Annotated in this window: 16 protein-coding genes; 4 read left to right on the forward strand and 12 right to left on the reverse strand. The window is 56.2% G+C overall.

Annotated elements, in window-relative coordinates:
• Positions 1-82: 82 nt before the first annotated feature.
• The 3 genes from K5E19_RS12690 to K5E19_RS12700 all read right to left on the reverse strand — a co-directional run bounded on the left by K5E19_RS12690 (position 83) and on the right by K5E19_RS12700 (position 2,878).
• The gene (locus tag K5E19_RS12690) at positions 83-1,048 is read right to left on the reverse strand and encodes a DMT family transporter (protein ID WP_221551661.1); all 966 of its coding nucleotides are present in this window, start codon (positions 1,046-1,048) and stop codon (positions 83-85) included.
• Positions 1,049-1,123: 75 nt separating this feature from the next.
• Positions 1,124-1,948 (reverse strand): AraC family transcriptional regulator, encoded by an 825-nt coding sequence (locus tag K5E19_RS12695; protein ID WP_221551506.1) that lies wholly within the window; start codon positions 1,946-1,948, stop codon positions 1,124-1,126.
• An 81-nt stretch (positions 1,949-2,029) separates the two neighbouring features.
• On the reverse strand, positions 2,030-2,878 hold the full coding sequence (locus K5E19_RS12700) for an SDR family oxidoreductase (RefSeq protein ID WP_221551507.1): 849 nt from the start codon (positions 2,876-2,878) through the stop codon (positions 2,030-2,032).
• Positions 2,879-2,962: 84 nt separating this feature from the next.
• On the opposite strand from K5E19_RS12700, the gene K5E19_RS12705 reads away from it, so the two are divergent.
• Positions 2,963-3,349 (forward strand): helix-turn-helix domain-containing protein, encoded by a 387-nt coding sequence (locus tag K5E19_RS12705; RefSeq protein WP_221551508.1) that lies wholly within the window; start codon positions 2,963-2,965, stop codon positions 3,347-3,349.
• 98 nt (positions 3,350-3,447) lie between these two features.
• Here K5E19_RS12705 and K5E19_RS12710 read toward each other — a convergent pair whose 3' ends face one another.
• Positions 3,448-5,391, reverse strand: coding sequence for a bifunctional 2',3'-cyclic-nucleotide 2'-phosphodiesterase/3'-nucleotidase (locus tag K5E19_RS12710; protein WP_221551509.1), 1,944 nt, complete (start codon positions 5,389-5,391; stop codon positions 3,448-3,450).
• Positions 5,392-5,581: 190 nt separating this feature from the next.
• On the opposite strand from K5E19_RS12710, the gene cysQ reads away from it, so the two are divergent.
• Positions 5,582-6,322: a 3'(2'),5'-bisphosphate nucleotidase CysQ gene (gene cysQ, locus K5E19_RS12715; RefSeq protein WP_221551510.1), complete on the forward strand. Its 741-nt coding sequence runs from the start codon at positions 5,582-5,584 to the stop codon at positions 6,320-6,322.
• Here the strand turns inward: cysQ and K5E19_RS12720 are convergent.
• Positions 6,316-6,873 (reverse strand): YtfJ family protein, encoded by a 558-nt coding sequence (locus K5E19_RS12720; protein ID WP_221551511.1) that lies wholly within the window; start codon positions 6,871-6,873, stop codon positions 6,316-6,318. The genes cysQ and K5E19_RS12720 overlap by 7 nt on opposite strands.
• A gap of 325 nt (positions 6,874-7,198) precedes the next feature.
• Between K5E19_RS12720 and K5E19_RS12725 the strand changes: the two genes are divergently transcribed.
• The gene (locus K5E19_RS12725; RefSeq protein WP_003856054.1) at positions 7,199-7,405 is read left to right on the forward strand and encodes a DUF1107 domain-containing protein; all 207 of its coding nucleotides are present in this window, start codon (positions 7,199-7,201) and stop codon (positions 7,403-7,405) included.
• A gap of 70 nt (positions 7,406-7,475) precedes the next feature.
• Here K5E19_RS12725 and K5E19_RS12730 read toward each other — a convergent pair whose 3' ends face one another.
• From K5E19_RS12730 to K5E19_RS12755, 6 genes are all read right to left on the reverse strand, one after another.
• Entirely contained in the window at positions 7,476-8,813 is a 1,338-nt protein-coding gene (locus K5E19_RS12730) for a hemolysin family protein (RefSeq protein ID WP_221551512.1), read from the reverse strand.
• Between the two features lie 196 nt (positions 8,814-9,009).
• Positions 9,010-10,557, reverse strand: a complete 1,548-nt coding sequence (locus K5E19_RS12735; protein WP_221551514.1) for an MFS transporter — start codon at positions 10,555-10,557, stop codon at positions 9,010-9,012.
• A 79-nt stretch (positions 10,558-10,636) separates the two neighbouring features.
• Positions 10,637-11,659, reverse strand: a complete 1,023-nt coding sequence (locus K5E19_RS12740) for a Gfo/Idh/MocA family protein (RefSeq protein WP_221551516.1) — start codon at positions 11,657-11,659, stop codon at positions 10,637-10,639.
• Positions 11,660-11,670: 11 nt separating this feature from the next.
• Complete coding sequence (locus K5E19_RS12745; RefSeq protein ID WP_221551518.1) at positions 11,671-12,738, reverse strand: Gfo/Idh/MocA family protein; 1,068 nt, start codon at positions 12,736-12,738, stop codon at positions 11,671-11,673.
• Positions 12,735-13,919, reverse strand: a complete 1,185-nt coding sequence (locus tag K5E19_RS12750; RefSeq protein WP_221551519.1) for a Gfo/Idh/MocA family protein — start codon at positions 13,917-13,919, stop codon at positions 12,735-12,737. The genes K5E19_RS12745 and K5E19_RS12750 overlap by 4 nt, the downstream gene beginning before the upstream one ends.
• A gap of 16 nt (positions 13,920-13,935) precedes the next feature.
• Positions 13,936-15,087 carry a Gfo/Idh/MocA family protein gene (locus K5E19_RS12755; RefSeq protein ID WP_221551521.1) on the reverse strand — a complete coding sequence of 384 codons (1,152 nt, stop codon included), beginning with the start codon at positions 15,085-15,087 and terminating at the stop codon, positions 13,936-13,938.
• A gap of 192 nt (positions 15,088-15,279) precedes the next feature.
• Here K5E19_RS12755 and K5E19_RS12760 point away from each other — a divergent pair, with 192 nt between their 5' ends.
• The gene (locus K5E19_RS12760; RefSeq protein ID WP_221551662.1) at positions 15,280-16,338 is read left to right on the forward strand and encodes a LacI family DNA-binding transcriptional regulator; all 1,059 of its coding nucleotides are present in this window, start codon (positions 15,280-15,282) and stop codon (positions 16,336-16,338) included.
• On the opposite strand, the gene msrA is transcribed toward K5E19_RS12760, so the two are convergent.
• Positions 16,339-16,980 carry a peptide-methionine (S)-S-oxide reductase MsrA gene (gene msrA, locus K5E19_RS12765; protein WP_010427407.1) on the reverse strand — a complete coding sequence of 214 codons (642 nt, stop codon included), beginning with the start codon at positions 16,978-16,980 and terminating at the stop codon, positions 16,339-16,341.
• Between the last annotated feature and the right edge of the window lie 192 nt (positions 16,981-17,172).

A 17,172-nucleotide genomic window follows, 5' to 3' on the forward strand; every position in this document is an offset into this window, starting at 1 on the left:
TGCCGGGTGGCGCTAGCGCTTACCCGGCCTACAATACCGCTCCTCGTAGGCCGGGTAAGGCGTAGCCGCCACCCGGCAAAAATCACATCTCCGACGCCGGAACGACCCTTGGTTTTTCCGGCTTCGCTCTCACCGCTATCACCACTCCTGCGACCAGCAACAAAATTCCACAGGCCGTTAACAGCGGCGGCACGCTCTGGCGCATCAGGAAGGTATACAGCAGCCCGGCCAGGGTTTCGAAGACAATCAGCGGCCCTAAAATCACCGTCGGCAATTTCTGGCTGGCAATATTCCAGCACAGCGCGCCAACCCACGAGCACAGCACCGCAATCGCAACCATTAAGCCAATAAACACCCACGGTCTTGGACCGAAGGGCTGGGCGAAGTCTGGCTGTTGATGGCCTAGCGAGATACAGGCGCCAGCATACCCCACGAGCGAGACGGGTAACGTCACCAGCGCCTGCGCCGTCGCCCACATCATCGGGTGCTTGTCCGGGTTCTCCCGCAGCCAGCGCGCATTGCGCAGGGCATACCAGGCCCAGCACGCTACTGAGACGAACGCTAAAAAGATCCCCGAACCGTAACGCCACAGGCTGAAATCTTCCAGGCTGTGGCGCAGTTCGGCGATATTAACGCACACCAACCCCACTGCGGTGCAGGCCAGTGCAGGGGCCATTTTTGACCAGGCCAGTTTGCCATCGCGGTGGCTGTAGAGCAGATTCGCGAACACAGGAATAACGACCGGTAGCGTGCCGATGATCATGGTCGATACCGGTGCACCGGTGCGCTGTATCGCGCTTGCCAGGCAAACGTAATAGATGAGATTGCCCATCATGGTCAGCGCCAGCGCGGTCGACCAGTCCTGGCGGCTGAGCTGGCGCAGTCGCGCACGCCCCAGCCAGGCCAGCGGCAGAGCTATCAGCCCCAGCGCAAGATAACGCCCCGTGGACTGCAATATTGCCGGATACTCCGGCACTATCAGCGGGCCGACAAAAATCAGCCCCCACATCAAACCTGCAAGCAGGGCATACAACACGCCGCTAATCATTTTTCCATCCACATTGATTTACTTTGCACTCAGTGTAGGAGGGCGAAATACGCGCGTATTGTATGAGATTGCGCATTAGCGCCGGGTGACCTGCTTCTGGTAGCGCACGGGGGTAATGCCGTAACGGCGGGTAAAGGCGCGGGTTAAATGCGACTGGTCGGTCAGCCCGGTTGCCGCAGCCACTTCGGCGGCGGGCATGCCGTGGGTGAGGAACGCTTTGGCGCGCCACAGGCGGATCGCCATCAGCATTTGATGCGGCGTGATGTGAAAATGGGCCTTGAACTGGCGCTGGAAATGGTACGGGCTGAGCGAGACAACGCTTGCCAGCTCGTCCAGCGTCAGAGGGTGCATATAGTTATCGTGTAGATACTCGCGCACGCGTTCGAACCGGTGTGCGCCTTCCTGAATCACTGGCGCGTGATGGGCTAACGGACGGAACGTCTCAATCAGATCCAGCAGCATTCCTTTTTGTGCCAGCGGGTCGTTCGTATGCCACAGGCCGTAAATCAGCTGGCCGATTTGCAGCGAGCGCTGCGGGTCGTAGCGGGTGACATCGCTAAACCACCAGTGACGCAGGCCGGTGACCTCTTCGAGCAGGTCGGGTTCGATATAGACCATCCGGTAGCGCCAGCCGCCTTCGGTGGCTGATTCCCCGGTGTGGATCTCGTCCGGGTTCATGGTGACAACGGATTTCTCGGAGGCCAGGTGCTGGGTCCCGCGATAGCGGAAGCGTTCGGCGCCGGTTTCAATGGTGCCGATACCGAAGGCTTCGTGCGTGTGAGGCTCAAAGGCGTAATCAGAGATATGTGCGTGATAGAGTTCCAGGCCCGGCAGCTGCGCCAGATGGCGAAAGCGCGCGCTGTCTCTCTCATCAATGAACTGTTCCGGTACGCCTTGCACGGTGAACCTCCTCGTGGGTCATCGCTTCATTATCAGAGATGACCCGAGGGGATGCCACAAAAAATAACCTATTTGTAACAATTACAGGATGGCTTTGATACTTTCGGCCAACGGCGTGGTCGGGCGACCGATCAGCTTGCTCAGGGTACGGCTGTCGTCGAACAGACCGCCTTTGGAGGCGCCGGTGTCGGAATCCGCCAGCATATCCGCCAGCCCGGCAGGCAGGCCAACGCCCTTCAGCGCGGCAGCAAAATCGGCTTCGCTCAGGTTCTGATACGCCACAGGCTTACCGCTCTGTTTGCTCAGTTCAGCCGCCAGTTCGCTCAGCGTCCACGCGCTGTCGCCCGCCAGTTCATACACCTTGCCTGCATGACCTTCCTCAGAAACAACCTTGGCTGCCGCCGCCGCGTAATCTGCACGGGTCGCAGAGGCGATTTTCCCTTCGCCAGCGGCACCAATAAACACGCCGTGTTCCAGCGCGGGCGGTGCGCTCGCCAGATAGTTTTCGGTGTACCAGCCGTTGCGAAGCAGGGCATATGGCACGCCAGACTCTGCCAGCGCTTTTTCGGTTTCGACGTGTTCAACGTGAAGGCCGAGCGGCGATTTATCCGCATGCAGCAGGCTGGTGTAGGCGATAAACTTCACGCCAGCCGCTTTGGAGGCGTTAATGACGTTCTGGTGCTGCGCGGCGCGCTGGCCCACTTCGCTGGAGGAGATCAGCAGCAGTTTATCCACGCCGTTCAGCGCGGTCGTGAACGCCGCCTGGTCGGTGTAATCCGCCTGACGAACCACAATACCCTGGTTGCTCAACGCTTCAGCTTTTGCGGGGTTACGCACAATGGCCACAATCTGGCCGGCTGGAACGGTTTTCAGCAGTTCTTCAATAACGAGTTGGCCAAGCTGGCCGGTAGCGCCGGTAATCGCGATCATGATGAATCTCCTTCGTGTTTGTCTGGTGTTGTGGCACACTAGCATTGAAGCTAACTTTTAGTAAGTACGTACAAAAAGGTAAGTATGAAAAAAACGATCCCGACGCTTAGCGAGCAAATGCGCGATGGCAATCTCTTCGCGGAACAGTGCCCATCACGAGACGTGCTTAAGCACGTTACCAGCCGCTGGGGCGTGCTGATCCTGGTGGCGCTACGCGAGGGTACGCATCGCTTTAGCGACCTTCGCCGCAAGATGGGCGGCGTGAGCGAGAAGATGCTGGCCCAGTCGCTTCAGGCGCTGGAGCTGGACGGGTTTGTCGATCGCGTGTCATATCCGGTTGTGCCGCCGCACGTAGAGTATAGTCTGACGCCGCTGGGCGTTGAGGTGAGCGAGAAAGTGGCCGCGCTGGCGGACTGGATTGAGGTGAATACGCCGAAGGTGATGGCGAATCGGGACGATCGTGCGGCGTAAAAGCCGGGTATGTGTGGCCTGATGCCCTCACCCTGACCCTCTCCCACAGGGAGAGGGAACAAACACCAAAAACGGCAACGTGCGTTGCCGTTTTGCTTTTACCTGCTCAAATCCACCTGATAAATCGCGAACCCGATATCATCCGTTGCAACTTTCTTCATCGGATACTGCGACTTGTCCTTAATGAACGCGGCTGCCTTATCTGATGGCGACGTTTCAAAGCGGATGTCCAGTTTCGTCTCGCTGTGGATCGGCGCCAGACGCCAGTTGTTATCCACCGCCGGATGAATTTCGCCCGCCTTCTTCGATTCCGCGCTGATCCATGCCGCCAGCACTGAGCGGTTCTCGTCCGGCGAGGCAAAGGCGATGTGGCTGTCACCCGTTCCGGCAAACTTGCCGCCGTAGGCACGGTAGTTATTGGTCACCACCAGGAAGGAGGCGTTCGGGTCAATTGCCTTGCCGTTGAAGGTCAGGTTTTTGATACGTTCAGCCTGCGGATGAATGGCCTGGCACTCGCCGTCGTATTTGGCTGGCTGAGTAACGTCAATCTGATACTCCACGCCGTCGATCACGTCGAAGTTGTAGGTACGGAACCCGTCCCAGTTAATCAGCGACTGCGGCTTGCTGCTGTTCGGGTCGATCTGGTTGAACTGTCCGGCGGAGCATTCCAGCCACTCTTTCACCTCTTTCCCCGTCGCTTTCACCACGACCAGCGTGTTCGGATAAAGATAGAGATCGGCGGCGTTACGGAACGTCAGTTGGCCTTTTTCGACTTCCACGTAGCTTGCCGGGTCATTCTTGCGTCCACCCACCTTGAACGGTGCTGCGGCTGAAAGCACCGGCAGTTTTGCCAGATCCGGATCGCCCTGAACAAAGTGTTCGGCATAGGCTTTCTGCGCCATGTTGACCACCTGAACGGTTGGGTCATCCTGCACCAGCGCCAGGAAGCTGTACATGTTGTCGGCGGATTTCCCAATCGGCTTGCTGACGAATTCACGGGTTGCGTCGTGGTCATGCTTCAGCACGTCGACCAGTTTTTTATCTTCCCCGACCAGGGATTTTTTGGCTGCCGCATCGTAGATCGGACGCGCTTCCGCTTTTGAATGGGTAACTTTCCAGCTTCCGCCGTCGTTATTTAGCACCAGATCCACCACGCCCAGATGATCGCCCCACATCCCCGGCATCACCGACGGCACGCCGTTGAGCGTCCCTTTCTCGATATCCGCGCCTTTGATGCTGGCGAAATCTTTGCCCGGGAAGACCGCGTGGGCGTGACCGAACAGGATCGCGTCAACGCCCGGGACTTCGCTCAGGTAGTAAACGGAGTTTTCTGCCATAGCCTGGTAAGGATCGGCAGAGAGGCCGGAGTGGGCGACAACCACCACCAGGTCAGCGCCTTTCTCGCGCATTTCCGGCACATACTTGCGCGCGGTTTCGGTGATGTCGTTAACGGTCACTTTCCCGTCGAGGTTGGCTTTATCCCACGTCATGATCTGCGGTGGCACAAAGCCGATATAGCCAATCTTCAGCGTCTGCTTATGACCTTCGCTGTCGACAACCTCGGTCTCTTTAATCAGGTAAGGAGTGAACAGCGGCTTATGGGTCTTAACGTCGATGATATTGGCGTTAACGTACGGGAATTTCGCGCCTGCCAGCGCATCGTGCAGGTATGTCAGACCGTAGTTAAATTCGTGATTGCCGAGGTTGCCGACGGTATAGTCCAGGGTATTCATCGCTTTATAAACCGGATGAATTTCACCCTTTTTCAGCCCTTTCGCGGCCATGTAATCGCCCAATGGGCTACCCTGAATTAAATCCCCGTTATCGACCAGCACGCTGTTTTTCACTTCACCGCGGGCGGCGTTAATCAAACTTGCCGTGCGTACCAGTCCGAATTTTTCGGTAGGCGTATCTTTGTAGTAATCGAAGTCCATCATGTTACTGTGAAGATCGGTCGTTTCCAGAATACGAAGATCCACCGTCGCCGCCTGAACGCTGGCGGCCACCAACGTCGCCAGGAGCGTTGCGCTAAACTTAATCATCAGAAGAGTCCTTTTTTCGATCCAAGCCACAAAAGATTATGTATCTATATCGCGTTGCTTACAGAAGTGTGAATCCTGCCAGAAATAAGGGTAGTGAAACCGGAATTGCTTCACAGATAGCAGAATTGTTCACATTACGATATAAATAAAACAACGAGTTATGACCACTGCGTTAACGAAGAGGTGGAGAATGTTAGATAAAATTTGTCAGCTCGCACGGGATGCGGGTGATGCCATTATGCAAGTGTACGACGGCGAGAAGCCGATGGACGTTGTCAGCAAAGCGGATGACTCCCCGGTCACGGCGGCAGATATCGCGGCGCATGGTGTGATCCTGAAAGGGCTGCAGACCTTAACGCCGGACATCCCCGTCTTGTCAGAAGAAGCGCCGCAGGGCTGGGACGAGCGCCAGCACTGGCAGCGTTACTGGCTGGTGGATCCGCTGGACGGAACGAAAGAGTTCATTAAGCGCAACGGTGAGTTTACCGTCAACATCGCCCTGATTGAGAAGGGAAAAGCGGTGCTCGGCGTGGTCTACGCGCCGGTGATGAAGGTAATGTACAGCGCTGCGGAAGGTAAAGCCTGGAAGGAAGAGTGCGGCGTGCGTAAGCAGATTCAGGTGCGTGATGCGCGTCCACCGCTGGTGGTGATCAGCCGTTCCCACAGCGACAGCGAACTGCAGGAGTATCTGCAGCAGCTGGGTGAACACCAGACGACGTCAATTGGTTCATCGCTCAAGTTCTGCCTGGTGGCGGAAGGACACGCGCAGCTTTATCCGCGATTTGGGCCAACCAACGTCTGGGATACGGCGGCAGGGCACGCGGTAGCGGCGGCGGCCGGTGCGCATGTTCATGACTGGCAGGGCAAGCCGCTGGACTATACCCCGCGCGAATCATTCCTCAACCCTGGCTTCCGGGTGTCGATTTACTGAGCCAGCAGTTTGTGCAGCAGAGCAACCACCTGCTGCACCTCCTCCTGTGTTAAGCCTCCGTCCTTCACCCACTGCACGCGTCCCTCTTTATCGAGTACCACAATCGCAGAACTCTCTTCTTCCAGCTGCCACGCCTTACGCGTCACGCCGTTGCTGTCGACGATAAACTGCGACCACGGGTAGAGCTTTTTATTGCTCTCCAGGCTTGAGCGCACGAACATGCCGGAGCCGGGAATGGCATCGTCGGTATTCACAATGGTGGTGGTCTGGTAGCGATCGTGCGGGAATTTTGCGGCCTTGATCGCTTCCACCAGGTTGGCATTTTTCTCTTTTGCGGATGTACGACCAGCAATATGTTGTACAACTCTCACTTTGCCCGCGAGCTGCGCGCTATTCCAGGCTTTGTAGCTAAACTTATCATTGTCGAGAATCAATTCTCCCCGGTCAGCAATGCCGACTGGCGGTACGCGTTGTCCTTTTTCAATCGAGTGAGCGCAAGCCCACAGGGGCAGCAGCAGGCAGGTTGCTGCAAGGATATTACGTAGGGTCATGGTGTTTCCTTTTTTGTTAGCAGGTGATCCGACCACTTGGTCTTACGCTTTTAATCATAAGTGCGATCAATGGGGTTTTCCCGCAATCCCGATGCCAGTTTGCGGGTGAACGCACATATCCATGAAAAAACGACGGCTTATACTGCCCTGAGTCACGGTTTGCAAAGATTATTCTGAATAATTGTAATCAAACGGTAAATAAACTTATGCACACTGGGTAACAACGTAGTTCTGGTCTATAGTCATTGGGCAATAAAATTTGCGCTCAGGACAGTCGGGCCGATTGTGGCACCGCAAGAGCGTATGATTCGCAGGAGATACAAGAATGAAAATTTTCCAACGCTACAACCCGCTTCAGGTGGCGAAGTACGTGAAGATCCTGTTCCGTGGACGGTTGTATATCAAGGATGTTGGCGCTTTTGAATTTGATAAGGGCAAAATCCTTATCCCAAAAGTGAAGGACAAACAGCACCTGTCTGTGATGTCCGAAGTCAACCGTCAGGTTATGCGTCTGCAGACTGAGATGGCTTAACCAACGTGCTATGCAGTAGTTAAAAAGACGGCTCCCAATGGGAGCCGTTGATGTATGTGGGGCAGGGACTTTACGCCGACACCTTCTCTTCCGCATCCGGCAGCTTCGGCACCAGCACGGTCGGTTTGTTATCAATGCGCGTCACCAGCAGTTGGTCGATGCGGTAGTTATCAATATCCACCACTTCAAACTTGTAGCCGGAGAACTTCACCGAGTCGGTGCGTTTCGGGATTTTACGCAGCATAAACATCATAAAGCCGCCGATGGTTTCGTAGTTGCCCGACTGCGGGAACTCGTCGATATCCAGCACGCGCATTACGTCTTCAATCGGCGTGCCGCCATCGATCAGCCATGAGTTATCGTCACGCTGAACAATCTGCTCTTCCAGACCCTGGCCCACCAGGTCGCCCATCAGCGTGGTCATCACGTCGTTCAGGGTGATAATACCCACCACCAGCGCGTATTCGTTCATGATCACCGCGAAGTCTTCCCCGGCGGTTTTGAAACTTTCCAGCGCTTCTGAGAGTGTCAGGGTGTCCGGCACAATCAGGGTATTGCGGATCTGCACGCCGCTGTTGAGCGCCAGGCTCTGGTTTGCCAGCACGCGGTTCAGCAGATCTTTGGAGTCGACGTAACCGATGATGTGGTCAATATCTTCATTACAGACCAGGAACTTAGAGTGCGGATGCTGCGCCACTTTGTTCTTCAGGCTCTGCTCGTCTTCGTGTAAATCGAACCAGATAATGTTCTCACGGCCCGTCATGGAAGACGGCACGGTACGGGATTCCAGTTCGAAAACGTTCTCAATCAGCTCGTGCTCTTGCTTGCGCAGCACCCCGGCCAGCGCCCCGGCTTCTACAACCGCATAAATGTCGTCAGACGTGATGTCGTCTTTACGCACCATCGGCAGCTTAAAGATGCGGAAAATCACGTTCGCCAGGCCGTTGAAGAACCACACCAGCGGGCGGAAAACGTACAGGCAGAAGCGCATCGGGTTGATGATACGCAAAGCCACGGCTTCTGGCGCAATCATACCGATGCGTTTCGGGGTCAGGTCTGCGAAGAGGATAAACAGGCCAGTCACCAGCGAGAAGGAGAGGATAAAGCTCAGCTGTTCGGCCAGCTCAGCGGACATATACCGCACAAACAGGCTATAAAACGCCGGGGAAAACGCCGCATCACCCACGATACCGCCGAGAATGGCGACCGCGTTAAGGCCAATCTGCACCACGGTGAAGAACATGCCGGGGTTTTCCTGCATTTTCAGGATGCGCGTGGCGTTGATGTTGCCTTCATCGGCAAGCAGCTTAAGTTTGATTTTACGGGACGCGGCCAGCGAGATCTCGGATATCGAGAAAAATGCACTGACGGCAATAAGGCAAAGTATTACTAAAATACTGTTTAACATAGTTTATCCGGCTTCTCGCCAGATCCTCAGAAGGGGAGTTGATACCATTTGTGTGAAGACACATTGAACGTCAGCTCGTAGCGTTGAGCCGATTATTTCAGCGGGTAGTATAGCGTAAAGAGATGTAAATCTGCCAGAGGTCACATTTTGGGCAAAAAAAGGCCGGGCAGGCGGGGAGCCTGCCCGGCATATGTCGCTATTTGACGGTCGACAGCGGGACGTTACCCACTGCACGGCGCGTTGCATCGCCTCCCCACACCTGGTCATACTCGTAGCCCGTCAGCTGCTTGATCACCACGCGGGTCTTCTCGTCGCAGTCGCGATAATCGCCGCCCAATTTGCGCCGGGCAATTTCTTTGAGCAGCAGCTTGTGTGTCTCACGAGTCAGCTTGAATTTGTATGTCGTGAAGAAGCTGACGGCCAGCAGGGCTGCCGTGGCGAAGATCATCAGTCCGATAATGGCACCCAGCGCGCTTTCAGGCTGCGCACCGCTTCCCTTCACGAAGCCGGATTCCTGCAGCACCAGGCCGATAATCATGATGGCAATCGCCACGGTGCTTTTGCGGGTCAGAACCATCACCCCGGCAAAAATCCCTTCGCGGCGCTGCTGCGTGACCATCTCGTCAATGTCCGGGATAAAGCTGTAGATATTCCAGGGGATGTAATACAGGCCGGAACGTGCCGCACCCAGCAGGATAAAGACCGCAGAGAAGAGCAGCGTCGGCACCTGCGTTTTGGTGAGGTAGACCGTAAACAGGAACGCCAGCACCAGGAAGATACAGCCGTACGAGAGCCGCAGGGCGGCAGAAGGCGTCATGTTCAGCCGGTTCAACAGCAGCATAAACCCATAGGTGCCCGGTACCGAGGCAAAGGCCGCAATACTCAGCCAGCCTGAAACCGCAGAAGCATCCTGGCTCAGGCAATAAACCACGTAATAGGTAAAGACGGAACCGAATACATCCATTGCGGTAAAGGAAAAAATATAGATGAGAATATGCAGGCGGAAGGCGCGGATGCGGAATGACGAAAAGAGATCAAGCACCAGATATTTTAAGTGATTCCCCAGGCCGCCTTTACGCTGATTATCCACCTTGAAGTTCGATTCCTGATGGACATCTTTCGCTTCCCAGGTGGTGTACCAGGTAATAAATACCGCGATGCAGAACACGCAGGAAAATATCAGCCCGGTGAGGGTATAGGTAAACGGATTATCTTTTCCCGTGAACTGCATAATCACGCCGGGAACGGAAACCGCAAGAAAACCGCCCAGCTGAGAGCAGATCATCCGCACGCCCGAAAGACGGCTACGCTCTTCGTAGCGGTTGGTCATTTCCGCCGCCAGCGTCTCCCAGGGGACTAACACCATCGCCGACAGCAGTTCGATAGAGAGATAGGTGCCCAGGTAATACCAGTATCCCATGTCCGTCATCCACAGCAGGGCGTAGAGAAACATTAACGGGGAACTGAGTAATAAAAAGAAGCGGCGACGACCGAATTTGCGTCCAAGCCAGGTATCCCCGAAATTATCGGTGATATAGCCCATAATCGGACTTAATAACGCATCAATGACGCGGGCAATGGCAAATATTGAGCCCGCTTCTATCACAGAGAGCCCGCAATAGGTGGTGTAAAAAAAGAGCAGCCAGGTGCCGATAATGGCGAAAGCGCCTCCGCCAAACAGATCGGTTATGCCGTAGCCAAGCGCCACGCCATAACCAACTCTACGTTCAGTTGGTTTGACCATAATAATATCCAGTGTAGGGTAATGTTTAACCTGTATTTCAGGTCGTGTTTTTATTAACGTCTGGATTACACATTACGTTCTAGTTATTGATATCTATCCATTGTCGTCGTTGAGATGAACGATATATAGCCTCCACAATCGTGAGTGATTTTCCGGCTTCACGGATATCGGTGTAATCCTTGTTTCCGGGGTGAATAAGGGCGTGATAAAAGTGACGGATCGCCTGCTGATGTCCCAGCCCCCAGTAGCTTTTGACCGAGCCGTCGGGGGAGTCGTCGCTTGCCAGCTGAAGGCGTTCGCCCGGCGTGACGCGCCAGAGAATATTGTTCTCCAGCAGCAGCGAGCCGTGTTCACAGTGGATCTCCAGCAAGAGAGGGGAATCCGTGGTGTGGCAGTTAGTGGCATAAAACAGCCCGCGCGCGCCGTTGGCGAAGTGAAGCGTCGCCATCGCGCTGTCTTCGCCTTCGGTCACGTCCGCCAGCTCGCCGCGATCAACCACGCCTTTCAGCCGCGTGACGCCGCCGCCAAACCACTGCATCAGGTCGAGCGTGTGGATCGCCTGGTTGATCAGCAGGCTGCCGCCTTCTGTCGCCAGCTGCCCGCGCCACGGGCTGTCGGTGTAATACGCGCCTGAGCGTGACCAGGTTAGCACCGCCTTGATGCTGAGCATCTTACCCAGCCCGCCATCGGCTAGCTCCTGACGAATGCGCAGGCTGGTCGGGTTGAGTCGGTTCTGGTAGCAGACGCCAAGCTGCCCCTTCGCCTGCTCAACGGCGCGGGCGATATCAGCGAGTTCAGTGCCGTTCATGCCGACCGGCTTTTCACTGAAAACGTGCTTCCCGGTGGCCAGCGCCGCCAGGATCATGCTTTTATGTTCAAAGTGAGGCGTGCAGATATGCACCACGTCGATGCTGTCATCCAGCAGCATTTCCCGGTAATCCTGATAAAAGCGGCACTGATAGTCCATCGCCAGCTTCAACCCTTTGACGCTGTCGATATCCACCAGCGCGCGTAGCGCCACCTCGGGCAGCTGGCGTAGGGCATTCACATGGCAGCCGTGGATCGCGCCGCCGCCAATAATTGCCGTCTTCAGGATCGTCATCGTCGTTCCCCTTATCCGGCTGCGTTGGCAAGCATCTGAGCCTTCACGCACAGTTCGGCAGCCTTGAAAGCGTGTGCCTGCGTCATGGCGTTTTCGGTGCGGTGCAGACAGTCGAGGATCAGTTCGCCAAAGAACGGGAACCCGACCTGTCCGGCAACCGGGTAGCGGAATTCCCCCTCTTTATTGACGAGATAAACCACGTCCTGCTCACCGCGGGTGAGGTCGACGTATTTGCGGATCTCGATATACCCGTCGGTGCCGAGCAGCGTCAGGCGTCCGTCGCCCCAGGTGGAGAGCCCGTCCGGCGTAAACCAGTCGCAGCGGAAATAGCCGCTGGCCCCGTTTTCGCCTTTGATCATCGCGTCGCCGAAATCTTCAAACGCCGGATACTGCGGATGGTTGAAATTGCGAGCCTGGCTGGCGACCACGCATGCCTCACTGTTGCCCGTGTAAAACAAGAACTGCTCGATCTGGTGGCTGCCGATATCGCACAGAATGCCGCCGAAGTAGCGACGATCGTAGAACCAGTCCGGGCGGCCCGTTCCTTCCCGGTGCGGGCCAGTTCCCAGGGTTTGCACCACGCGCCCAATCGCTCCCTGCTGCACCAGCTGTCCGGCAAAAACCGCGCTCTCGACGTGCAGGCGTTCGCTGTAGTACACCGCGTATTTCCGTCCGGTTTTTTCCACCATCGCTTTGGCATCGGCCAGCTGTTCAAGGGTGGTGAGCGGCGCTTTGTCGGTGAAGTAATCCTTGCCTGCCGCCATGGCTTTCAGCCCCAGCGCGCAGCGCTCGGACGGGATGGCCGCACCCGCAACCAGACGCACCTCGTCATCGTCGAGGATCGCCTCCAGCGACTCCGCCACTTTTGCCTGCGGGTACTGCTGGATAAATTTATCCACTTTGGCCGGATCGGGGTCGTACACCCATTTCAGGGTGGCCCCGGCTTCTATCAGGCCGTTACTCATCCCGTAGATATGGCCGTGGTCGAGCGCGGCGGCGGCGAAGACGAATTCACCTTCGCGGACAACCGGCTGCGGTTTGCCCACCGGGGCGTAGTTCATTCCGTCATGCTTGTTCATGGTGTCACTCCTTTATCCAGATCTTTGCCAAGGGGAATCGCACCCACTTCGCTGAAGTTGGCGACGCTGGCGGATTTTTCATAAAAACGGGGGGCGAGGGCGTTGGTTCCGCCGGTACGGTAAAACGGGTCATCGCGCTGAATCGGCAGCGTGACCACGCTGCGGGTAATGGCGGATTTATAGATCGCGGTAATCAGCTCCAGCGAACGTTTGCCCTGCAGGCCATCCACCAGCGGCGCCGTGCCGTGCTCGATGGCATAAAGCAGGTCATCGATCTGCCCGGTGTGCAGCGTCCACTCGAGCCTCGGCGTCTCCTGAAAAACGGCGTTGAGCTGCGCTTCTCGCTGCTGGTCGTTAGTCTCCTGCGGGAAGCCGTTATCGGCGCTGACGCTGGCAAAGGCTTGCCACGGCGCGGAGATGCGCGCCTTATCGCCCTGAATGATAATTTTCTGATCTTCGCCGTGGTGCACGACCGAGGCGGTCAACTGCGTGAGCGCGCCGCTGGGGTATTTGAAAATCGCGGCGCTGAGGTCTTCCACCTCGGCGTTGTCGTGCGCCACGTTGGTCATCATCGCCACCACCTCGGACGGGAAGCCGAGCATCCACTGAATGGCGTCGATGTGGTGCACCGCGTGGTTAAGGGTGCAGCCGCCGCCCTCCTTTTCCCAGGTGCCGCGCCACCAGAGGTCGTAGTAGCAGTGACCGCGCCACCAGAAGGAGTCCACCTGCGCGTGGCAGATTTTTCCCGCGAGGCCGGAGTCCAGCGCCGCTTTTAAGCGCCAGAAGGCATCGGTAAAGCGGTTCTGGGCAATGATGGCGAGCGTTTTGCCGCTGGCCTGCTGGGCGGCGATCATCGCGTCGCACTCCTCCAGCGAGGCGGCCATCGGTTTTTCGCACAGTACGTGACAGCCAGCATTGAGCGCGTCGATGCTGATTTCTGCGTGGACGTAGGGCGGCGTGCAGACGTCGACGATGTCGACATTCGGCTCAGATTCCAGCATCTGCTGGTGGCTTTCATACACGCGGGCATCTGCCAGGCCGTAGCGCGCTTTTTTCTCTTCCGCTTTTTCCGGGTAGATATCCACCAGCGCGACGATCCGGCAGCGCGGACCAAACTGCAAATAGCCCTGAATATGGTTATGCGAGATATTCCCCGTTCCCACAATAGCGACATTTAACATCGTTTCTTCTCCGGAGTTACCAGGTGCCGGAGGCATCCAGCGTGACGCTGGCTGTCTCTTTAGCCACTGAGGTGCTGATGCGCTGCTGAAGCAGGCGCAGATACTGTTTTTCATTGAGCGGCAGCTCGACCCAGTCGTCTGTCCAGGTGGAGAGGTGCATGGCGTTGGAGAGCGTGAGCCCATTGATCCCTTCCAGACCCGGCGCAATCAGCGGTTCGCCGCGCAGGATGGCCGCGCAGAAGTTGGCGGTAATGACGTGATGTTCGCTGCATTCAGGGGGGACGGGGATCGAGACTTCCCAGCACTCAGGCTCCCCAAAGCCGTTCTCCCAGCGGGCGTTAAAGGCGGTTTCGGATTCGCGCAGTCGCCAATAGCGCAGTTTCCCCTCCTCGACGACCACTTTGCCGCGGTCGCCCGCTATTTCCAGGCGGTTGGTGCCCGGCGTTTCCGCCACGGTGGTGATAAACACGCCCGTCGCGCCGTTGGCATACTCGGCGTAGGCGGTGACCTCGTCTTCCACTTCGATATCACGATGCTTACCGAACTGGCAGAAGGCGCGCAGGCGGACCGGCATGCCGACCAGCCACTGCCAGAGATCGAGCTGATGCGGGTCCTGGTTGAGCAGCACGCCGCCGCCTTCACCTTTCCAGGTGGCGCGCCAGCCGCCGGAGTTGTAGTAGCTCTGCGAGCGATACCAGTTGGTGATGATCCAGTTTGAACGGCGGATTTCACCCAGCTCGCCGCTGTCGATCAGATCTTTCACCTTCTGGTAGAGCGGATTCGGGCGTTGGTTGTACATGATGCCGAACACCACGTCGCAGGCCTGGGCGCAGGCGTTCATCTCCTTAACCTGCGCCGTATACACGCCCGCCGGTTTTTCACACAGGGTATGGATGCCGTTGCGCATCGCCAGCATCGACAGGCGCGGGTGCTCATAGTGCGGCGTGGCGACAATGACCGCATCGATAAGCCCGCTCTGGAGCATCTCCTGCGCATCGCTGAACAGTGGGAGGGTGCCGACCAACTCACGAATGGCCGGATGCTTTTCCAGCGCGTTATCGCAAACAGCCGCCAGGCAGGCGTCGCTGACGGTACCTGCCAGTAAATAGCGCGCGTGAACCGTGCCGATATTACCTATACCAATAATGCCAAAACGTACCTTCTCCATGTCTCACCTTAATTTCAGTCGAAAAGAGTGATGACCGGAAAATAGGAAAGCTCAGGCGCAGCGACAATGTGTTTTTGTGAGAATACTCGCAAGGTCAATAAGTAAACTCCAACCATTTTGAAATTTGGTTTTAAAATCAATGCGCTGTTTCTGCAAATATTTGCAAAAACTGATTGGGAGCGAGGTCACACTATGGCGGGTAAGTTAAAAATGGAGGAAATTTCCTCCCTGACGGGCTATTCCGTTAGCACAGTTTCAAGGGTGCTAAGCGGGAAGTCATATACCAGCGATAAGGCCCGGGAAGCGATTGTTCGCACCGCGCGGGAATTAGGTGTCCTTGAATCCATGGCAAGCGGGCGGCTATTAATTAACGGTATCGCTGTTTTTGCGCCGGAAAGAACCTTTCAGGGACGCGGCGATATTTTTTATCTCGAAGTGACCAAAGGAATAGCCGAAGCCAGCGCGCCGCATAATGTCTGGGTCAGTTATAGCGGATTAGAAGAACAGCACGCCGATGTAAAACTGTTTCTGGAAAAGGCCAGCCATAAAAATATCAACGCGATAATTATCATTGGCACGGATGATTCCACCATATTTAAACTGGCCAGCACGCTCAATAAACCCTGCGTGTTAATTAATTCCGTCGACAGGGATCGGGTGCTGGATTCCGTTTCGCCCGACCATCGGGCCATTGGTTTTACCGCCATGCAGCACCTTTTTGAGCAGGGACACCGCCGGGTGCTGACCTTAACGTGCCTGCGGCGGGATACGCTCTATGCTCGCCTGGATGGGATCAAAGAGGCGTACCGCCATTTTCACATTGCCTTTGAGCCTCGACGTGATTTGCTCGTGACGGAGTGGTTTACCGCAGATGAGGCGGAACAGGCGCTGGATGAGTGGCTGAAGAGCCATGATAAAGCGCAGTGGCCGGAGGTGATTTTCCCCAACAGTACCAGCATGGTGGAAGGTGTGATCAGAGCGTTGACGCGTCACGGGCTTCGTATCCCGGAAGACATTTCACTCATCACCACCGATTTTGCCTGGAATTTAGCGCACCGCCTGGAAAAACCGGTCACCGGTGTCACGGTGCCCTGTCGTGAACTGGGCATAGAAGCGGTGCATTTGCTGCAAACGCGGCTCAACCGACCCCAGGCGCCGGTTTACAATTTGCTCTTGCAGGGGAAAGTGATGGATTTTGGTTCGGTGAGTAATGCGACGCGCCACGCGGCTCGCGTGGCGCTAGACCAGTGATCAGGCCAGCTGTGGCGGCAGGCAGACGCCGATGCCTCCGATTCCGCAGTAGCCGTACGGATTTTTATGCAAATACTGCTGATGATCGTCCTCGGCATAATAGAACGGCTTCGCGGTGGTGATTTCCGTGGTCACCTCGCGCGTATCGCCCGCGTCATGCATGGCTTTCTGAAAACGCTCAAGGCTGGCGCGCGCGGCGGCATCCTGCTCAGGTGTGAGCGGATAAATGGCCGAACGGTACTGGGTGCCGTGATCGTTACCCTGACGCATGCCCTGCGCCGGGTCGTGATTTTCCCAGAACACCTGCAGCAGTTGTTCGTAGCTGATGATGGCCGGGTCATACACCACGCGAACCGCTTCCGCGTGGCCGGTATCACCGGAGCACACTTCGCGGTAGGTTGGGTTTGGCGTGTAACCGCCCGTGTAGCCTGCTGCGGTACTGTACACGCCGGGCAGTTGCCAGAACAAACGTTCAACTCCCCAGAAGCAGCCCATGGCGAACAGGGCGATCTCCATTCCATCAGGAACGTTTGTCATTGAATGGTTGTTTACGGCGTGTAAGGTTGCCACAGGCATAGGGGTGTTGCGTCCCGGTAATGCATCTGCTTGTGAAACCAGATGCTTTTTGTCGAATAAACTCACGATGGTGCCTCCCGGGTAGCGATGTTTCGGTTAAGGTTGTCACGAAGCGTTTAATTGAACACAATAAATGCGCTGAATGAGTCTAGATTTAATCATAAGAAATATTTGGGTGTTACACCCATTTTCAACCCACGATTTGGGTTTTTGGCTAACAGGCCGTTTTTTTGCCGCAGAGCGGCATTTCATTTGCTT

Origin of the sequence: Enterobacter sp. RIT637 (assembly GCF_019718755.1) — a bacterium.
Lineage (GTDB): Bacteria > Pseudomonadota > Gammaproteobacteria > Enterobacterales > Enterobacteriaceae > Enterobacter.